Here is a 20,795-nt window from a genome sequence, read left to right on the forward strand (position 1 = left end):
AAACACTATTGCTTACTAGGCATTCTTTCCAGGCATAGCAGCAGGCGTTAAACCGCCACCAGGCGCACGCTGGCACCTTCACCGACGCCCAGGGCTTCGGCCGCTTCCAGATCCAGGGTCACGGGTTTACCTGGCGCGTAATCGAGCTCAAGCAACACGGCGCGGTAATCCTGCAACTGGGCGTTGGCCACTAGGTACTGACGACCGACACCTTTGACCGCCTCGCCGATTTTCACTGGCACCACACGGCTCTGGGCGATGGAACGAATCCCCGAAACACGGGCGTGCAAGGTTGGACCACCGTCGAAAATGTCGATGTAGTGATCGGTCTCGAAGCCTTCGCGCATCAGGATATCGAAGGTGATTTGCGCGCGAGGGTGCACCTGGCCCATCGCTTCTTGAGCGGAGTCCGGCAGCAGCGGCACGTAAATCGGGTAATGCGGCATCAGTTCGGCCAAAAACGTCCGGCTCTTCAGGCCGCACAGGCGCTCGGCTTCAGCGTAGTTGAGGTCGAAGAAGTTGCGGCCAATGGCATCCCAGAACGGCGAGTCGCCATTCTCGTCGCTGTAGCCGACGATCTCGGTCACCACGGAATCGGCGAAACGCTCCGGATGGCTGGCCACGAAGAGCAGACGCCCGCGGGAGTTGAGTTCCGCCCAAGGCGAACCGACCAACTCGCGCTGCACGTAGAAACTGGTCAGCAAGCTGTTGCCGGTCAGGTCGTGGCACTGGGAAAGCACGTGAATCTTGTTATGAATCTTCAGCTCGCGGGAGGCGTGCACGAAGGTTTCATTACGAAAACTGTAGAACGGCTCGGAATAACCGGCCGAGGCAACGATCGCCGAGCAGCCGACCAGTTTGCCGGTGGCCGTGTCTTCAAGCACGAAGAAATAGCTCTCTTCGCCGTTGAAGCTGACTTCGGCGGCAAACGAGGCTTCGCTTGCTGCGATCTTGTCGCTCAGGCGTTCAACGTCATCCGGCAAGGAAGTGACACCAATCGGGCTGTCCGCAGCCAGACGCTGTACTTCGCCCAGATCAGCCATTTGCGCAGGGCGCATCACCAGCATGGTGTCACTCCTTTTCTCGAAAAATACTTATTAGAAAAATGCCCGGATCATGTGGGAGCGGGCTTGCCCGCGATGGCGTCCTGTCAGATAACAATGAAGTCGGCTGTCAGGCCCTCATCGCGGGCAAGCCCGCTCCCACTTTATTTGTGCCCGGCACAAAAATTTGGATCGACACCTGAATGGTCAGGCGTCGAAGGGTCTATCAGGCTTGCGTCAGTTTGGCGGCAGCGCGTTCGAAGCGGTCCAGGCCTTCATCGATATCCGCATCTTCAACCACCAGGCTTGGCGCGAAACGCACCACGTCCGGGCCCGCTTGCAGAATCATCAGGCCTTCGCGTTCGGCGGCGTTGAAAATGTCCTTGGCCTTGCCTTTCCACGCTTCGCTCAGCACGCAACCGATCAACAGGCCCATGCCGCGGACCTTGGTGAACAGGCCGTACTTCTCGCCGATCTGCTCCAGGCGAGCCTTGAACTTGTTGTGCTTGGCTTTGACGCCAGCCAGCACTTCAGGGGTGTTGACCACATCGATCACCGCCTCTGCAACAGCGCACGCCAGCGGGTTGCCGCCGTAAGTGGTGCCGTGGGTGCCGACGACCAGGTGTTTGGCCAGGTCTTCGGTGGTCAGCATTGCCGCGATCGGGAAACCGCCGCCCAGGCTCTTGGCGCTGGTCAGGATGTCCGGGATCACGCCGTAATGTTGATAGGCGAACAGGTGACCCGTACGGCCCATACCAGTCTGCACTTCGTCGAAAATCAGCAGTGCGTTATGCGCGGTGCACAGATCGCGGGCACCTTGCAGGTATTCGAGTTCGGCCGGGATGACACCGCTCTCGCCCTGGATCGGTTCCAGGACAACGGCGCAGGTCTTGTCGGAAATGGCGGCTTTCAAAGCAGCCAGATCGTTGTATGGCACGTGAGTGATGCCGGTGATCTTCGGACCGAAGCCATCGGAATACTTCGACTGGCCACCGACGTTCACGGTGAACAGGGTGCGGCCGTGGAAGCTGTTGAGTGCGGCGATGATTTCGTACTTCTCGCTGCCGAACCGATCGAAACCGACGCGACGGGCCAGCTTGAAGGCGGCCTCGTTGGCTTCGGCGCCGGAGTTGCAGAAGAATGCACGCTCGGCAAAAGTAGCGTTGACCAGCTTATGTGCCAGGCGCAGGGCCGGCTCATTGGTGAACACGTTGGACACGTGCCACAGCTTGTTCGCCTGTTCGGTCAAGGCGCTGACCAGCACTGGATGCGCATGGCCCAATACGTTGACGGCAATCCCGCCGGCGAAGTCGATCAGCTCGCGGCCGGACTGGTCCCAAACGCGGGAACCGGCGCCACGCACAGGGATGAATGCGGCAGGCGCATAGTTGGGAACCATTACCTGGTCAAAATCGGCGCGTTCTACCGCAGCGTGCTCAACGGACATCGGAGTCTCCTGATGAGGAACACTCGCCGGGAACTGGCGAGCTTGGTGAGGATTGTAAGGACAGTTTTCAGCCCGGCCTTGCCGCCAAGCGACAACTTCTTATAGCGCAAACCCCGGTTTTTCCCGGGTTTACGGCAATGCGACATATAGGGTCGCAAAGGCGCAGTTTAAACCGCCGGCACAAGTTATAGGCAGGCTTGTCGAGCGGTGCGGTAAATATGTACCGCACACCCTGCTTCATCGTTTGTTTTGCTTGGCGTCCATCCAGCCGCTAAGGGAATAGCGCATGAATCAGCAAGAACCGGAGCCAATGGCTCAACCAGACGCGCATTTCCAACATGCGTTCAACAATCTGCCCGACTGGGTCTTGAAAGCATCACCGGCAACGCGAGGCGCACTGAAAAGCGCTTCAGTGGCAGTGCCTGAATGGCACACCACCGCCACCCGCGAGCAGTTGCTGTCGTTGAAAGCCACCAGCGCGCAACACTGGACTCAGCGCAACAAGCTGGAGTCGATGCTGGATAAACTGCAAAGCGCCCGAGACTTTGCCGAACCGCTCCTGAGCAATGCATTAAAGAGTCGCTTCGGCCTGGAGCTGGACGTCAAGACAACTTTCCTGCGCCTGTACATCCCGCAAACCACGCCATGGTTCGCGATCAAAACCGGTGCTGCACGCACCTGGACGGTTTCACTGCTCGATGCAGCTTTGCACAATTTCGAGGATTCGGAGACCGCGTCGGATGCTTATGAATCCGCCTCGACATTCATCACCAAACCTTCGTCCACCGGGCAATTCGATACGTTGCCGACGATCAAACCCCGACTGTCCATTCAGGGCTTCACCCGGTTGTGCAGGGAACTGGATATCGGCGCCCAGTACGAGGCGCATCTCAAGGACAACCTGGGGTTTACCAACCCGGTGGCCGGCGCGGTATTGAAGTCGAGTGTCATCGCGACGCACAAGGCGGCCCTTCGATCCGCACTGCAATTGGCTCACGTTCGCGGAGACCTGCCGGCCGATGCGTATCGCTCGATGCTCGCAATCATCGAGGGCCAAAAAAACGTGATGCTGGGCAACTGGCGTCTGCACGCCAATGACCTGAAAGTGATGTCCTCGGTGCTGACCGGGATCGTCATTTTTGCGCCGCGACTCGATCTCAAATCGCAAGCATCGCGGATCATCGTTTACATTCCCGACGACCCGGAACATCCGCTCAAACAGTATCCTGACACCCTGTCGTTCATGACGGACCTGACCCGCAAGCTGCGCTCCCCTGACTACCAAACCTTCTTCAGCCGTTTTGTCGATCATGGGCAAAGGGGTGATTTTTTCGCCGACCTCAACCGCCGACTCAGCGGCGTGACCTGGCATGAGCACACGCGCGGCGACCCACGGCCAAGCTGGCGCGACACGCCCATCGACAAGCCGAACCTGCAGTTTTCGCTGAGCCCGATCAATAGCTGCCTGTGGATTCACCTCTATCAGCAACAACTGAACAAAATCCTCAACGACGCACGCACCCTTGCGGTCTCGACCGCCCGTGCCGACCAAAACGCACGATGGGCGGCGTGGGACGCCTTCAGCCGTGTCGCCAAATCGATTCTTGAAGTGGCATCGTTCGTTGCATTGCCTTTTGTGCCTTTCCTGGGAGAGGTGATGCTGGCCTATATGGCTTATCAGGTACTCGACGAAACCTTTGAGGGCATCATCGATTGGGCCGAGGGCCAGAAAACCGCAGCCTTCGAACAACTGATGACGCTCGTCGAAACGGTGGTTGAAGTGGGGGCATTCGCAGTCGGCGGCGCCATGGCGGCGGGTGCATTCAGCCGTCTACTGTCTCGCGAAACCGTGGCGCTGCTTTCGCCGCTCAAAGCAATCGATACCCCGTCAGGTAAAACCCGATACTGGAAGCCGGACCTGACACCGTACGAACAAACCGTCGACTTGCCCACTGCCGCCACACCCGATGACCTGGGTTTGTATCAGCATCAGGGCAAAACGCTGCTGCGCCTTGAAGGCAAGCTCTATAACGTCAAACCGGACAGTGAAACAGCGCAGTTTCAGATCGAGCATCCGCACCGCACCGACGCCTATCAACCGCCTCTGCGGCACAACCGGCATGGCGCCTGGCAGACCACACTGGAACAACCTCTGGCGTGGGATCGGGAAACCGTGATGCGCCGCCTCGGTCACAGCGTCGAGTCGCTCAGCAACACAGAACGCGAACAGATCCTGCAGATCAGCGGCTTCCACGACAATGTGCTGCGCGAGACGCATGTCGAGAACCAACGCCCGCCTTCGCTACTGACCGACACCATCAAACGCTTCAAAATCGACCGGGAGATTCAGGCCATCGTCGAGCAGCCCCTTAGCGATCACCCCGATCTTTACCAGGCCCTTAACCAGCGCAAATCGCTGTTCGAATCGCGCTACCGTCAGCTTGAAAAAACCGACGACCCACACGTTCAACTGGTGCTCGGAAGCGCTCAAGGTTTGCCGACAGACATCGCACAAGAACTGGTGAGCAACACAACCGGCACCGAGCTGAAGCAACTGGAGAATGGTCGTGTGCCTCAGCGCCTCAAGGACGTGGCGGTGAAAGCCATGGAGGCGGTACGCGGCGCCCGGGCGTTTGAGGGATTTTATCTCGAGGGCATGGACACGGCGGACACCCATCGACTGGCGTTGCATAGCCTCGAGTCGTTACCCGACTGGCCGGATCGCCTGCGCATCGAGGTCAGGGAATATGCCCATGAAAGCACCTTGCGCGACAGCATTGGCCAGGCTGACGCCACTCTCGTCAGAACACTGGTGCATGCAGATGACGGCAGTTACCAGGTCCATGAAGTCTCTAATGTGCCCGTCGATTTTTATCACGCCATTCTTCAGGCGCTGCCGGATTCCGAGCGCACTACGCTGGGCTTTTCCCTTCAAGACGGCTTGGCTTTCAAACAGCACATCGCCGAGCACGCACAAAACCTACCGGGTCTACGTAGCGTATTTGCGAAAAATCCGCAGCGAAAACCTTACTACGACCCGACGACCATGCGCCTGCCTGGCGGGGCTGATGGTTATGGTCGCGTTGACCCCAATTCACCCTCGCTCGATGACAGGGTGCGCGAGGTGTATCCCGACATCGCACCACAGGAACTGCAGACGCTGGTCACTCGCTTGCAGCAACATCCCGATGGTGCTCGCGTCGAGCTGACACGTCTGAGCCGTGAACTTGCCCAACTGCATCAAGACCTGCACCAATGGATAAACGACGCGCCCACCATCCATCCTGAAACCAGGCTTGCGCTGACGGATCTGGAGCGTCAGGTCGAGCAACACAATCGTCAATTGCTGGCCCAGGAAATCCAGCGCAGCTGGCGTCGCCAATCGGAACCGGACCTGGACGCGCCAGACATCGGTCCCCGCTACGCGTTGCGGTTCAATGAACCGATCCTGGGTGATCTGCCGACACTGACGGCCGACTTCAGCCACGTCTCACTGCTGGCCCTTGAAGGTCGTCGCGCGGAACAAGGTATTCACGGGTTCCTGCAGCGTTTCACTCACCTGCGTCGCCTCGATTTGCGCCGTTTCACCCTGACCACCCTGCCCGATGCCATCCCCAAAATGGCCAACCTCGACGCATTGGTGCTCAACGATTGCGCCATCAGCTTTGACGCCCTCGCGTGGTCAAAACTGTCCCCTCTGAAAAAACTGGTGATGCTGGACCTGCACCGAAATCCTTTCGATACGGTTCCCAACATCGACTCGTTTGCAGAACTCGTGCACCTGGACCTGAGCGAAACAGGTTTGATCGACATCCCCGGCAGCGCACTGCGCCACCCGAAGCTCGATGCGCTCTTGTTAATGAACAACGCCATCACCGAACTGCCGCCCGGTTTTTTCGACAGTTCGCTGTACGATAAACGCGGCGTACATCTGTCATCAAACCCACTGACCGACCGGGCGCGACAACTCATCAAACTTCATTACCTGGAAACCACCTTCGATGCGGGCGTCAATGCCCCGGACGCCGACATCCAACGCGTCAGGGTGCTCTACCCGACCCGGGACATCGAACAGGCCAGCGAGTTTGTCTACGATTTGCCGGGCACGCTGGAAGATGGCCGCATAGAGCTGACCCGTCTGGAAGCGGAGCTCGCTCGGCTAAGCAATGATCTGGCAGCCTGGACCGCTGATCTGCCGCCCCTGCACCCGCTGACCGGCGAACCGTTCAATGCGCTCCAGTTGTTTGCCGAACATGCCAACCGCGATGAATTCGTGACAGTACTGGAGCGGTGCTGGCGGCAAGAGTCCGAACTGGATGATTTCAATGATTCGCTTGAGCCGACGTATGAGCTTGTCTTCAATCAGCCCATCCATGGAGAACTGCCGTCACTCAGTGCCGACTTCAGTCATGTGTCCGCACTGGAACTGCGAAGCGCCGATGGCGTGACTCAGGTCGGACGTTTCCTGGAGTCCTTCTCCAACCTGAAAAGCTTGAGGTTGCGCGACTTCGACATCGCCGACATTCCCGAAGCGGTGTTCAAGATGGGTCACCTGCGCTCACTGTCACTGCCCGATTGTCGCGTCAGTCTGTCTGCCAACTCGGTTAACGCATTGGCCGGTATGGACCAGCTCGATTATCTCGACTTGAGCCTGAACCCACTGGAACGCACACCTGACTTGAGCCAAATGACAGAGCTTTCGACCGTTCTACTCCCGAGAACCGGTATTACGACAATACCCGAAGGCCTGCTTTCGCTAACCCTGCTTGATTGGGCAGATTTGAGCGATAACGCAATCGCCGACATCCCGAGCGACATCATGGAATTGCCCATGGAAGTAGCGGAAACCATAAATTTACGGGGCAATCCGCTCACCGAAGAAGCGCTGTTGCGACTGATCAGCTACTTCGAAAACACTGGTACGGATTTCGGCGTGGAAGATGTGATGAATCGAGGCGAGATGCAGATGTCGTCCACGGAAGGGTCCGAAATGGACGAATAAATACGCCGTCAGCCTCGCTCAGACGGCACTGACGATAACTCGAACGGGCTGCTGCTGCGCCGCTGGTTGCGATCTTCCCGCGGCGTGGCGCCGAAGAAGTTGCGGTAGGCGCTGGAGAAATGGGGCCCCGAAGAGAAGCCACACGACAGGCCGATCTGGATGATCGACTTGCTGGTTTGCATCAACATTTGCCGGGCCTTGTTCAGGCGCAGTTCCAGGTAGTACTGGCTCGGCACGCGGTTGAGGTATTGCTTGAAAATCCGCTCAAGCTGCCGACGGGATACGCACACGTGCTGGGCGATTTCGTCGGTGGTCAGCGGTTCTTCGATGTTGGCTTCCATCAGCAACACGGCTTGCGTGAGCTTCGGATGGCTGGAACCGAGACGATTCTGCAGCGGAATACGCTGGCGCTCGCCGCCTTCGCGGATGCGCTCGACCACCAGTTCTTCGGAGACCGCACCGGCCAGCTCAGCGCCGTGATCACGGGCCAACACCGCCAGCAGCAAGTCGAGAACCGACAAGCCACCGCACGCGGTCAGGCGATCACGATCCCAGTCGAACAAATGACTGGTGGCGATGACTTTCGGGAAACGTTCGGTGAAATCGTCTTGCCAGCGCCAATGCACGGCGGCGCGGTAGCCATCGAGCAGACCCAGTTGAGCCAATGGGTAGACACCGGCCGACAAACCACCAATCACACAACCGGCTCGCACCAACTGCTTCAACGAACTGCTGAGCGCCGGCGCGAGTGTGGTCGGCGGCTCATCGGCGAGCAAAAACAGTTTCTGGAAATTTTCGAGCTTGCCGGCCCACGGCTCACCCGGCAATTGCCAGGCGCCTTCGGTCGGCGGTTCGGCCTGCAAAAACGACAGTTCGTAGACAACGTCCGGGTGCACACGCTGGGCAACACGCAAGGCCTCCTCAGCCAGCGCAAGCGTCAGTGCTTTAGTGCTGGGCCAAATCAGGAAACCAATTCGATGGGCAGTCATGGCGGGCAATCCGAAACGAAAACAGTGATGAAGGCATGGGCCAATGCTAGCCCGTAAATGAACGCATATCTCGAAACCAATAAAGATCAAACGCAGGCGCTGCATCGCCCCCGCCCTGTAGGAGCTGTCGAGTGAAACGAGGCTGCGATCTTTTGATCTCGCTTTTAAAAGATCAAGATCAAAAGATCGCAGCCTCGTTTCACTCGACAGCTCCTACAGGGGATAGGGGCCAGCCTTTAGGTTGCGAAGCATGCACTATCCCGGTGCGCAACGGCAGTCTTGATTACTTCAGGCTACCCGAGAGGAATTGTTGCAGGCGTTCGGACTGTGGATTGACCAGCACCTCACGCGGGTTGCCGCTTTCCTCGACGACACCTTTGTGCAGGAACACCAGCTGGTTCGACACTTCACGGGCAAAGCCCATTTCGTGCGTGACCACCACCATGGTCCGGCCTTCCTGCGCCAGGGCCTGCATCACCTTCAACACGTCGCCGACCAGTTCCGGGTCGAGGGCGGAAGTCGGTTCGTCGAACAGCATCACCTCAGGTTCCATCGCCAGCGCACGGGCAATCGCCACGCGCTGCTGCTCGCCGCCGGACATGTGGCCCGGATAGGCATCCTTGCGGTGGCCCACGCCGACTTTGTTCAAGTAGTGCTCGGCCTTTTCACGGGCTTCAGCCTTGGACATGCCAAGCACGTGAACCGGCGCTTCCATGATGTTTTCCAACGCGGTCATGTGCGACCACAGGTTGAAATGCTGGAACACCATCGACAGGCGCGAACGCATGCGTTGCAGCTGTTTCGGGTCGGCGGCCTTCAGGGCGCCGTCCTTGTTGGCGACCAGCTTCAGCTCTTCGTTGTTGAGCAGAATCTTGCCCGCGTGCGGCTGCTCCAGCAGGTTGATGCAGCGCAGGAAAGTACTTTTGCCGGAGCCACTGGAGCCGATGATGCTGATCACATCGCCAGCCGCCGCTTTCAGGGACACGCCCTTGAGCACTTCGTGACTGCCATAGCGTTTATGCAGGTCTTGGACTTCAAGTTTGTACATGCGGTCGGTTCTCACAAAAACAGTCAGTCAGTCGTTGAGCAAGCGCCCGTGACGCAGCGCTTCGCGCCCCGCCACCTTGGCCAGCCAGAAACCGGGTTGGGCATAACGCAGCCGTTCAATGGCAAACAGCACCCCGGACGTACCAGCACACACCGTGCTGACCCGATCCGCTAACGGATCGATCACTTCAAAAATCTCGTCGCCGGCTTCAATCCATTCACCGGGTTTACGCAGAAAACTCACCACACCCGGGTGCGGTGCAAACAGCAATTCGGTGCCTTCGAACGGCAGGCCTTCGCACGCTTCCTGCGCAGGTTTTGGCCATTCACCGCTGATCAGCCCTTGCTCGGCGAGGAACGCCAGAATGCCTTCGGCATAAGCACAGGCTTCAGCGCGGCCGGTGTCGGCCTGACCACCCAATTCGATGGTAGTCGCCAGGCAAGCCAGCGGGATTTGCGCATCGGGAAACTGACGCGACAGGCGCAACCACGGCAGCGAGCAGGCCTCGTCAAAGGAACTGCCACCGGAATCTTCCGCCAGCAACCCCACTTTCACGTCCAGGTGCGCGGCAAGGGAACGCCATTGCGGCCAATGCTGCGGCAAGGCATACATGTGCAGCGCCGCTTCGGCATCGCAATGCAGATCCAGCACCACATCGGCGGTGCACGCGTGGCTGAGCAAGATGCGCTGCATGCCTTGCAACTGGCTCGCGGCCGGCGGCAAGGCGTCGAGCGCATCGCTCATGGCCTGGCGAATCATGCGGATGTTGGCGTGCGGATCATCCCCCAGATGCCCGTCCAGCGCAGCGGCCACTGGCGCGCTCAGCTCGACGAAATCGCGGTTGAAGTTCTTGCCGCTGCCCGCCTCGAAACGTCCTTGATGGTTGCCTTGCAACAGCTGACCGAGGCCCAGTGGGTTGGCCACTGGCACCAGTTCGATCACACCGTTGAGCAAGCCTTGGGCTTCGAGTTCGGCCAGGCGCTTTTTCAGCTCCCAGGCCGTGCGCATCCCCGGCAGCTCATCGGCGTGCAGGCTGGCCTGAATGTAGGCCTTGCGCTCGCCGGTACCGAAGCGGAACACCGAAATCTGGCGTTCGCTGCCCAAGTGGCTCCACGGCAATGAATGATCGATGCGTTCCATATCAGTGCTTCCGCGGGGCCATGTAGCCCAGCCAGCGGCCCTCGGCCAGTTTGAACAGCTTGACCAGAATGAAGGTCAGGCACAGATAGAACACACCGGCCGTGATGTAGGCTTCGAACGGCAAGTAGAACTGGGCGTTGACTGTGCGCGCGGCACCGGTGATGTCGATCAGGGTCACGATGGACGCCAAACTGGTGGTCTGCAGCATCATGATCACTTCGTTGCTGTACTGCGGCAGCGCCCGGCGCAGGGCCGATGGCAGCAGGATGCGCTTGTACAATTTGTAGCGCGACATGCCCATCGCCTTGGCCGCTTCGATCTCACCGTTCGGCGTGGCGCGCAGGCTGCCGGCGATGATTTCAGCGGTGTAGGCACTGGTGTTGATCGCGAACGCCAGGCACGCACAGAACGTTGCGCTGGACAGCCACGGCCACAGGAAGCTTTCACGCACCGCTTCGAACTGCGCCAGACCGTAGTAGATCAAGAACAGCTGCACCAGCATCGGGGTGCCGCGGATCACGTAGGTGTAGAGCCAGGCCGTCATGTTGACGATCGGCTGCTTGGACACGCGCATCAAGCCGAGCGGCAAGGCGCACAGCAGGCCGAAAAACAGCGACAGCGCGAGCAATTTAAGGGTGGTCACCAGGCCGCCGAAGTACAGCGGCAAGGCCTCCCAAATGACGTTGTAGTCGAAGATCATAGATCAGCCGCCCTTACGCCTACCGAGTAGCGCTTCTCAAGGTGACGCAATGCCAGCAACGAGACGCTGGTGATCACCAGGTACATCGCCGCCACTGCGAGGAAGAAGGTGAAAGGCTCGCGGGTGGCATCTGCCGCCTGCTTGGCCTTGAACATCATGTCTTGCAGACCGACCACCGAAATCAGCGCAGTCGCCTTGGTCAAAACCAGCCAGTTGTTGGTGAAGCCCGGAATCGCCAGACGAATCATCTGCGGCACCAAGACCCGGAAGAACACCTGAAAACTGCTCATGCCGTACGCCATGCCGGCTTCTGCCTGACCTTTGGGGATCGCCATGAAGGCGCCACGGAAGGTTTCCGACAGGTACGCACCGAAGATGAAGCCCAGGGTGCCGATACCGGCGGCCAACGGGTTCAGGTCGATGTAATCGTTAAAGCCAAGCATCGGCGCGACGCGGTTAAGCAAATCCTGGCCGCCGTAGAAAATCAGCAGGATCAGCACCAGGTCGGGAATACCGCGGATCACCGTGGAGTACAGATCGCCCAGCCATGCCAGCCAGCGAACCGGTGACAGACGCAATGCAACGCCGATCAGGCCCAGAACGATGGCCAGGGCCATGGACGACAAGGCGAGCTGAAGCGTCAACCATGCGCCATCGAGGATGACAGCCCCGTAGCCTTTCAACATGATTCAGGTCCTCGAATGTTGGGATGAAAAAATGGCGCAAACCTCAGAGATCCTGTTGCTTGCGCCATTTCGGACTTGTCGCTTGGACGTGTTACTTGCCGTAGATATCGAAGGCGAAGTATTTGTCCTGGATTTGCTTGTACTTGCCGTTCTCGCGAATGGCAGCGATCGCGGTGTTGATCTTGTCTTTCAACGCGTCGCCCTTGCGAACCGCGATACCCACGCCGTCGCCGAAGTATTTGACGTCGGTGAAGGCCGGGCCAACGAAAGCGAAACCTTTGCCGGCGTCGGTTTTCAGGAAACCGTCATCCAGCAGCGTAGCGTCAGCCACGGTGCCGTCGAGACGGCCAGCGGCCACGTCGAGGTAGATTTCGTTCTGCGAACCGTAAGGCTTGATCTCGGCACCCAGCGGGGCCAGGACTTCGCGGGCGAAACGCTCGTGGATCGAACCACGTTGCACGCCGATGTTCTTGCCCTTGAGCTCAGCCAGGCTGTCGCTGACCGGAGTACCGGCCTTCATGACCAGGCGAGCCGGGGTGTTGTAGTACTTGTTGGTGAAGTCCACGGATTTCTTGCGGTCTTCAGTGATCGACATCGACGACAGAATCGCGTCGATCTTGCGCACTTTGAGTGCCGGGATCAGACCGTCGAACTCTTGCTCGACCCACACGCACTTGACCTGCATCTGTTCGCACAGGGCGTTGCCGATGTCGTAGTCGAAACCAACGATGCTGCCGTCCGGCGCTTTGGACGCGAACGGAGGGTAAGCCGCTTCGATACCAATTTTCAGAGGCTTTTCATCGGCGAAGGTTGGCAGAGACAGCACGGACAGTGCCAGGGCGCCAAGCAGCACGAGTTTCTTCATCTTGGGACTCCATCGGTAAAGGGCTAAAACGGCAGAGTGAGCGACAGCCCAATATGCGAATGAGTGGAACCGTAAAAGCGATGCTGCGTTGTAGGAATCGCGCGTTATTTTCAACGCGGGCGACAACGAGCGAGTGATCGGCATTCTAACGACAGGCCCGAAGCCGATATTTCTTCAATGCGACAACTAATTACAGAAGCACCGAGAAAGCCGCTTGGGCGCGTTGACAGCCTTGCAAATTCATGCAAGAGCAAAAGACAGTGAACCGATCTATGCTGCAAATTGCGGGCCTATTATTGGCAAACCCTTCTAATCCGGCAAGCGCAGCGTGGGTTCTTATTTTATGCGAGGGCTGGAGACGCCCGGGGACGGGGCTTTGCGTTTCCCATTGCCCCGTATGAGAGCGGGCGGTTACACATTTAGTTACTTGAAGGGTGGCGGGTAACAGTGGGAATGGGCTGACAGGTGAGTCGATAAATATTGGTTGAAAATCAACGCTGATCGTTCCCACGCTCCGCGTGGGAATGCATCCAGTGACGCTCTGCGTCACACGCAGGAAGGGACGCAGAGCGTCCCGGGCGGCATTCCCACGCGGAGCGTGGGAACGATCGGTATCGGTACGATCGGTACAAAAAAAGCCCCGCCCGGCGCAATGCCGGGCGGGGCTTTGTCGACTCAAGAACTGCGATTAAGCGACGTTCATGGTCTTGTGCGTCTCAATCAAATGCTGCACCACACCCGGATCCGCCAGGGTGGAGATATCCCCCAGCCCATCGTATTCGGCCGTCGCAATCTTGCGCAGGATGCGGCGCATGATTTTGCCCGAGCGGGTTTTCGGCAAGCCTGGCGCCCACTGGATGACATCCGGGGATGCAATCGGGCCGATCTCCTTACGCACCCAGTTTTTCAGTTCCAGACGCAACTGCTCGCTTGGCTCTTCGCCACCGATCAGGGTGACGTAGACATAGATGCCCTGCCCCTTGATGTCGTGCGGCACACCGACCACGGCAGCTTCGGCGACTTTCGGGTGAGCAACCATCGCGCTTTCGATTTCGGCGGTACCCATGCGGTGGCCGGAGACGTTAAGCACGTCATCCACACGACCGGTGATCCAGTAGTAACCGTCTTCGTCGCGACGGGCGCCGTCACCGGTGAAGTACATGCCACGGAAGGTCTTGAAGTAGGTGTCGACGAAACGATCGTGGTCGCCGTACAGCGTGCGTGCCTGGCCTGGCCACGAATCGAGAATCACCAGGTTGCCCTCGGCAGCGCCTTCGATGATGTTGCCCAGGTTGTCCACCAGAGCTGGCACCACACCAAAAAACGGTCGTGCCGCAGAACCCGGCTTGAGCGCGTGCGCCCCCGGCAGCGGGCTCATCAGCGTGGCGCCGGTCTCGGTCTGCCACCAGGTATCGACGATCGGGCAGCGGGACTGGCCGACGTTTTTGTAGTACCAATCCCACGCTTCCGGGTTGATCGGCTCACCGACCGAACCCAACAGACGCAGACTGCTGCCATCGGCGCCTTCAACGGCGGCCTTGCCCGACGCCATCATCGCGCGGATAGCGGTCGGTGCGGTGTAGAGAATGTTGACCTTGTGCTTGTCGACGATCTTCGCCACCCGAGTGATGTCCGGGTAGTTCGGCACGCCTTCGAACAGCAAAGTGGTCGCGCCATTGGCCAACGGGCCATAGACAATATAAGTGTGGCCAGTGACCCAGCCGACGTCGGCGGTGCACCAGTAGATTTCGCCCGGACGGTAGTCGAACACGCGCTCGTGGGTCATCGCCGCGTACAGCAGATAACCGCCAGTGGTGTGCTGGACACCTTTTGGCTTGCCGGTCGAACCGGAGGTGTAAAGGATGAACAGCGCTTCTTCAGCGCCCATTTCTTTCGGCGCGCAGACCGTGCCCGCCACTTTCATCAGGTCTTCAAACCAGATATCGCGATGCTGGTTCCACTTGATGTCGCCACCGGTGCGCTTGCACACGATGACTTTTTGAATGCTGCTGGTTTCCGGGTTGGTCAGGGCGTCGTCGACGTTGGACTTGAGCGGGATCTTCTTGCCGGCACGAATGCCTTCGTCAGCCGTGATCACCACTTTGGATTTGCAGTCGATGATGCGGCCGGCCAGGGCTTCAGGCGAGAAGCCACCGAATACCACCGAGTGAATCGCGCCGATCCGGGTGCACGCCAGCATGGCGACCACGGCTTCGGGGATCATCGGCATATAGATAGTCACCACGTCACCGCGGTGCACATCCTGGCCGCGCAAGGCGTTGGCGAATTTGCAGACTTGTTCGTGCAGCTCGCGGTAGGTGATGTTGCGGCTCTCGGAAGGGTCATCGCCTTCCCAGATGATCGCGATTTGATCGCCGCGCTCGGCCAGATGGCGGTCGAGGCAGTTGTAGGAAACGTTCAGGGTGCCGTCGGCGAACCATTTGATGTCGACATGGTGATCGTCGAAGGACGTCTGCTTCACCGTGGTGAAAGGCTTGATCCAGTCGAGGCGCTTGGCTTGTTCGCGCCAGAAGCCGTCCGGGTTGACGACGGACTGCTGGTACATGGCCTTGTAGGTCGCCTCGTCAGTCAGCGTGTTGGCCAGAACCTCGGGACGAACGGGATACAGGGAAGCCGCACTCATCTTTCTTACCTCGGTGGAATAGTTGTTTTTGTATGGTCCTGTTGTAGCCGGGCCGGGCCTATAGAACCATTCGACGATGGTAGTAACAAGCCCCTACAAAATATCGTGATAAGCCCGGGACACGCCTGGAACGCTCGTCCCAAACACTCTGCAACCCCATTGGGAACGCGGCTTGAGCGCGAAAAACGATGACGCGGTCCGCTTGAAAAACCACGTCGGTATTTCGCCAACAAACCGACTTCTACAACGTTAATCGGTGATTGTTACGAAATCTGTCAAAGGTGTTTATCAAAAGCCCACCTATATGAATGCAGACCCCACGCCTAAAATCAGCCTCGCCAACAAGGCAAACCCTGATTAACCAAGTTGCAGCCCCCACGAAGGCAGTTAATCAACCAACAAGTGATCAAGTTCCACACGCAACCCCAAAAAGGTTGCGTGACCCCACTCGACCTCTAAAAGGTAAAAAAGAAATGAAAGCTTTATTAGTTCTGGCCCTCAGCAGTCTGTGCGTAACCGCCATGGCAGACGAGGCTCCGACTGATGTTGCGCAGCAAAAACCGGCCATCGAGGAATACACTTACTCCACTCACCTGGACATCGCCAAAGTTATCTCCATGAGTGAAGTACCGGATGTGTGTGGCGTCGTTCCAATGAAAATGGAATACGACGACTCCAACGGTCAACGCCATATTCTTCGCTACAGCATCATGGGTAACGGCTGCTCTAACGGCTAATCACCCGGCACTTTCCTAAACGGTTCGACCCATCCGCCCGCTGTTTCAGGCAGATGAAGCGCCGAACCGTATAGATCGATTTATACGATTGTTTTAAGCGTTTATTTGCGCTTTTTAATCAAATTTGTCGGCGTAGTATGAATTCCACACCCAAGGCATAAAACGCCCACGAACCTGGAGCCACTACCATGAAAACCAAACTGATCCTCGCCCTGACCCTGTCTGTCCTGGCTGCCAACACCTTTGCTGCTGACGGTTACGACCGCACCGGCTCGGCGGCTTTCACCACTGAAGCGGCTGTCGCTGCTGACGGCTACGACCATACCGGTTCGGCCTCCTTCGCCGCTGATGGCGCCGATCACATCGGTGCAGGCAAACTTGCCGCTGACGGTTCTGATCACACTGGCGCCGCCAAAGTCGCTGCCGATGGTTTTGATCACACTGGCGCTGCCAAGGTTGCTGCCGATGGCGCTGACCGTGTTGGTGCCGCTCGATTCAGCTGATCATCGAGCTGACTTACAGCCCGACTTCGGTCGGGCTTAGTTGTGTCTGGAGCCACCGAAAACCGATTCAAAACACAACATGTAGTGAAAAACCGCTTTTTTTGGCTATTTTTTGAACAAAAAATTTGTTCACCAAAATTTATGAAAAAAAATCTGCACCCGCGATATCCAGCCAAAGCCCTGTAAACCCTCGCTCCGACCGAAAAACCCGCCTTCTCGACCGCTCCATGCGCGGATTCGCCCCACCACGGCCGCAAAAATTTCCCTATAATGCCGCCTTAAACGGGCCTGCAATATTCCCTTACAGGGATAACAGCCAGTCTGAAGCCCACGCCGAAGTCCTCACCGATTTCTGCGCCCCTCAGAGGCTCTCGGAACCCCGTACAAATTTATGTTTATTTGCCTGCGTGTACCGCTGCAAAAAACGCTATCCAACGCGGCCAGTAAGGTCGTGTGAAAAACCAACCATTCAGTTTTCACACGGGCATCTGGCCCTCACGCAGGAGACGACACGTCATGCTGAGCTGGGACGAATTCGACAAAGAAGACAGCGGCGAGACCGTGGTAAAAGGCGCCAACGCCGGCCACGCGACTGAAGCCAACATGGACCGACTCGACACCGCTGGTGGTGTCGCCGCTCAAGAAGCTCGCGCCGTAACCGCGACCGACTCTGCCGCTATCGCCCGTGCCAAAGCTGCCCTGGACAACCTCGACATCGCCGAAGGCCTCGCCGAACTCGAAGGCGCCTCCGCCCGTGTTGCCGTCGACGAAAAGCGCATGATCAACTGCCGCGCCGACCTCAACCAACTCGTGCCATTCAAGTACGACTGGGCCTGGCAGAAGTATCTGGACGGTTGCGCAAACCACTGGATGCCGCAAGAAGTCAACATGACCGCCGACATCGCCCTCTGGAAAGACCCGGAAGGCCTGACCGACGACGAGCGCCGCATCGTCATGCGCAACCTCGGCTTCTTCTCCACCGCCGACTCCCTGGTTGCCAACAACCTGGTCCTGGCCGTGTACCGCCTGATCACCAACCCGGAATGCCGCCAGTACATCCTGCGCCAGGCTTTCGAGGAAGCGATCCACACCCACGCCTACCAGTACTGCATCGAATCGCTGGCCATGGATGAAGGCGAGATCTTCAACATGTACCACGAGATCCCATCGGTCGCGAAAAAAGCCACCTGGGGCCTCAAATACACCCGTTCGATCTCCGATCCGAAGTTCGAAACCGGCACCGTCGAAACCGATAAAGAGCTGCTGCGCAACCTGATCGCCTACTACTGCGTCCTGGAAGGCATCTTCTTCTACTGCGGCTTCACCCAGATCCTCTCCATGGGCCGCCGCAACAAAATGACCGGCGTCGCCGAGCAGTTCCAGTACATCCTGCGCGACGAATCCATGCACCTGAACTTCGGCATCGATGTGATCAACCAGATCAAAATCGAAAACCCACACCTGTGGGATGCCGAGATGAAGGAAGAAGCTTCGCAGATGATTCTGCAAGGCACTCAGCTGGAAATCGAATACGCGCGTGACACCATGCCTCGCGGCGTGTTGGGCATGAACGCGGCGATGATGGAGGACTACCTGAAGTTCATCGCTAACCGTCGTTTGTCGCAGATTGGTTTGAAGGAAGAGTATCCAGGGACGACTAACCCGTTCCCTTGGATGAGCGAGATTATGGACTTGAAGAAAGAGAAGAATTTCTTTGAGACTCGGGTTATTGAGTATCAGACTGGTGGGGCGTTGAGCTGGGATTGATTCAAAGCTGAAATAAAAAGCCCTGGATACAGGGCTTTTTATTTATAAAAATAATCTTCATTTCAACTCTACGGCACTTAAAACCGGAGAAGTTTTTTCAGGAGACTTATAAGCACACCCCAAAATATATGCGCTACAGCGCTAAATATCCAAACTCTATTAACTTGTTTCTAACTTTCCAAATTTCGATACACTGCTTTTCAGTAGGTAATTTTTTAGGAATTAATGTAGCACCACGCAACAAGCTGATTTGCTTAGGGCTGAGCTTATCTTTTTTTACACCCCAGTTAAGCATTCTGCTCCATTCAATGCCTGGCACATCAACTACCAACATCTGAATTTCTATACCATCATCTAGTTTTTGAGTAACCTTGGAACTCTCGGATGCCTCATGAACACCTTTTAAATCTTGTAAAGTTTGGATAAAACCAGTACTTAACGTCACTTTACAATCCCGAACCTGCTCCCAACAAGCCTGCATTTTCGCCCATTCAGTGACGTTATCTTTAGGACGATCAGGATCTGTCAGCACTTGGAAGACATACTTTGCAATGATCGCTATCTGGTCCGACAGAACCTCATCAATACGCTGCCGATCCCAAATGCTACGCAAATTCAATTGCTTACCAAGCTGCTCTTCGGCGATTAGATTGTGCAGTTTCGCTATCGAGTAAGTTACGATGTTGGCACGATACCCCCCTTGATACCACTCTTGCTGAGTTACAATTGACTCAGTGCTACGAAAGATAATAGCCAAAGCTACAAGAGAACGAAAATACTCCTCAGTGTAAATTCTTCCATCTGTGGCCCAAGATTTTGAAATAGTGTCAGCAAAGAACATGAAATTTTTCTGTGCACCCATGCTCACTTTGTGGGGCTGTTCCTTCCATGTATTCTCATATTTAGCGACATCAGTTTTGGTAAATAACTGACTCCTCGGATTTTGCAATTGAAACTGAGTCTTCTGAGAAGCTGAAAGCTTAGCCTGCTCATTAACATACTGCCCTCGAGCACGCTCGTAAAACCAATGAGTACCGTGTTGTGCACCACCAACTGGGGATGTGAATAACCTACGTGAAAAATCTTCCAGCCGAACGTGAAAGGGATGATTTGAAAAGAAATCTGCGTCACTAACTTTATTTTGACTGTTGGCAAATCGAGCTATCTCAGGTGTTAATGTTCCCGCTCTTTCCGGCGGCAGAACAGACAACTTCATTTGAACCATTACTTTCGATAGATCAGCCACATCTTTTTTACCGCTACCGCCCCGCTTCGCAAGTGCTAGAGAAGCAGTGGTTTGACCGCCGTTTACGATTTGCAAATTCGTAGCACTCTGTATACGCAAGCTTCCACTATCTGAACACAAAACAATGTTTTCGGCCGTTGCAGCTATACCATTATTAAAAGCGAAGAACATTTCTGGTTGAGTGCGAATGGTGTTTTGAATGGCGGAGTTAACTTTACCTTTAGCACTGAGAAACGTCCGAACGTTGCCCTCTAAAAGCCTGCTACCATACTTTTCATAAATATCAGCTAAAGAATCGCCTGGTATCATGCAAAGATAAGCTTTGTATTCTCCCTCAGAATGCGCTGCTGCGAGGCAAGGTAACCCCCTTCCCTCGACCTCTGAAAAATCAACAGTTAACTCATCACGTCCGGTCGCAGAGACATAAGCGGAATGGAAACGACCTATATCCCAGATGTGCAACTCTACGGCGGTGCCATTGATATCTTGCTCCAACCAATCTTTAGTTCTGGTTTTTAGCAAACCGTCACTAATTAAATAAAATCGATACTTGGATATCTTTGAATGCCAATCCATCAAGTCGCTGGCAAGGCCATAGCCAGGTTGGCTTTCATCCACACTACCATCTGTCAACGTGCCATCAAGGGACTCTTCCAAGAAGGCTCGAAGCATGCCAAATGTTTTCTGAACATCTGACGTGTTAAATGTCGAGATCTCGTCTTCATTGAAAAACTCGCAAACCATTAAAGATAGTGAATTATCAGCATCGTCGAATGAATATCCATCTACAAGAAGCTTCCTTCTTTTAGCGAGGCCTTCAAAGCGACATACTTCAAAACCTAGTAGTTCTTCGGCACCTGTCAGCAGTTCCCCACATTCTTCAACAAAGCTAGCCCTTACAAAGTCCCTAGAAGACTCCGCTCGTGCGCGAACCGTCTCAATTAAGTCTCGGTGATAATCGATCAGCTCCATTACATC

Annotated in this window: 14 protein-coding genes; 4 read left to right on the forward strand and 10 right to left on the reverse strand. The window is 56.5% G+C overall.

Going from position 1 to position 20,795, the window contains the following annotated elements; translation table 11 throughout:
• Positions 1-47: 47 nt before the first annotated feature.
• Both aruF and BLQ41_RS27840 read right to left on the reverse strand, forming a co-directional pair.
• Positions 48-1,067: an arginine/ornithine succinyltransferase subunit alpha gene (aruF, locus tag BLQ41_RS27835; protein ID WP_090187112.1), complete on the reverse strand. Its 1,020-nt coding sequence runs from the start codon at positions 1,065-1,067 to the stop codon at positions 48-50.
• Between the two features lie 202 nt (positions 1,068-1,269).
• Positions 1,270-2,490 (reverse strand): aspartate aminotransferase family protein, encoded by a 1,221-nt coding sequence (locus BLQ41_RS27840; protein WP_090187115.1) that lies wholly within the window; start codon positions 2,488-2,490, stop codon positions 1,270-1,272.
• Positions 2,491-2,776: 286 nt separating this feature from the next.
• Here BLQ41_RS27840 and BLQ41_RS27845 point away from each other — a divergent pair, with 286 nt between their 5' ends.
• Positions 2,777-7,492, forward strand: a complete 4,716-nt coding sequence (locus BLQ41_RS27845) for a dermonecrotic toxin domain-containing protein (RefSeq protein WP_090187118.1) — start codon at positions 2,777-2,779, stop codon at positions 7,490-7,492.
• An 8-nt stretch (positions 7,493-7,500) separates the two neighbouring features.
• On the opposite strand, the gene argR is transcribed toward BLQ41_RS27845, so the two are convergent.
• The 7 genes from argR to acs form a co-directional block, all read right to left on the reverse strand.
• Positions 7,501-8,481, reverse strand: coding sequence for a transcriptional regulator ArgR (argR, locus tag BLQ41_RS27850; protein ID WP_033056741.1), 981 nt, complete (start codon positions 8,479-8,481; stop codon positions 7,501-7,503).
• A 283-nt stretch (positions 8,482-8,764) separates the two neighbouring features.
• On the reverse strand, positions 8,765-9,529 hold the full coding sequence (locus BLQ41_RS27855) for an ABC transporter ATP-binding protein (RefSeq protein ID WP_007943885.1): 765 nt from the start codon (positions 9,527-9,529) through the stop codon (positions 8,765-8,767).
• Positions 9,530-9,556: 27 nt separating this feature from the next.
• Positions 9,557-10,669 carry a M14 family metallopeptidase gene (locus BLQ41_RS27860; protein WP_090187121.1) on the reverse strand — a complete coding sequence of 371 codons (1,113 nt, stop codon included), beginning with the start codon at positions 10,667-10,669 and terminating at the stop codon, positions 9,557-9,559.
• A 1-nt stretch (position 10,670) separates the two neighbouring features.
• Complete coding sequence (locus tag BLQ41_RS27865; RefSeq protein ID WP_090187125.1) at positions 10,671-11,369, reverse strand: ABC transporter permease; 699 nt, start codon at positions 11,367-11,369, stop codon at positions 10,671-10,673.
• Positions 11,366-12,055, reverse strand: coding sequence for an ABC transporter permease (locus BLQ41_RS27870; RefSeq protein ID WP_090187128.1), 690 nt, complete (start codon positions 12,053-12,055; stop codon positions 11,366-11,368). The genes BLQ41_RS27865 and BLQ41_RS27870 overlap by 4 nt, the downstream gene beginning before the upstream one ends.
• A 91-nt stretch (positions 12,056-12,146) precedes the next feature.
• Positions 12,147-12,920: an ABC transporter substrate-binding protein gene (locus BLQ41_RS27875; RefSeq protein WP_090187130.1), complete on the reverse strand. Its 774-nt coding sequence runs from the start codon at positions 12,918-12,920 to the stop codon at positions 12,147-12,149.
• 688 nt (positions 12,921-13,608) lie between these two features.
• Positions 13,609-15,564 carry an acetate--CoA ligase gene (gene acs / locus BLQ41_RS27880; RefSeq protein ID WP_090187133.1) on the reverse strand — a complete coding sequence of 652 codons (1,956 nt, stop codon included), beginning with the start codon at positions 15,562-15,564 and terminating at the stop codon, positions 13,609-13,611.
• A 473-nt stretch (positions 15,565-16,037) separates the two neighbouring features.
• On the opposite strand from acs, the gene BLQ41_RS27885 reads away from it, so the two are divergent.
• The 3 genes from BLQ41_RS27885 to BLQ41_RS27895 all read left to right on the forward strand — a co-directional run bounded on the left by BLQ41_RS27885 (position 16,038) and on the right by BLQ41_RS27895 (position 18,571).
• Entirely contained in the window at positions 16,038-16,301 is a 264-nt protein-coding gene (locus BLQ41_RS27885) for a DUF2790 domain-containing protein (protein ID WP_090187135.1), read from the forward strand.
• 188 nt (positions 16,302-16,489) lie between these two features.
• Positions 16,490-16,804 (forward strand): hypothetical protein, encoded by a 315-nt coding sequence (locus tag BLQ41_RS27890; protein ID WP_090187138.1) that lies wholly within the window; start codon positions 16,490-16,492, stop codon positions 16,802-16,804.
• Positions 16,805-17,320: 516 nt separating this feature from the next.
• On the forward strand, positions 17,321-18,571 hold the full coding sequence (locus tag BLQ41_RS27895) for a ribonucleotide-diphosphate reductase subunit beta (protein ID WP_084322765.1): 1,251 nt from the start codon (positions 17,321-17,323) through the stop codon (positions 18,569-18,571).
• Between the two features lie 133 nt (positions 18,572-18,704).
• On the opposite strand, the gene BLQ41_RS27900 is transcribed toward BLQ41_RS27895, so the two are convergent.
• Positions 18,705-20,789: an AIPR family protein gene (locus tag BLQ41_RS27900; protein WP_090187140.1), complete on the reverse strand. Its 2,085-nt coding sequence runs from the start codon at positions 20,787-20,789 to the stop codon at positions 18,705-18,707.
• Between the last annotated feature and the right edge of the window lie 6 nt (positions 20,790-20,795).

The organism is Pseudomonas arsenicoxydans (assembly GCF_900103875.1).
Classification (GTDB): Bacteria; Pseudomonadota; Gammaproteobacteria; order Pseudomonadales; family Pseudomonadaceae; genus Aquipseudomonas; species Aquipseudomonas arsenicoxydans.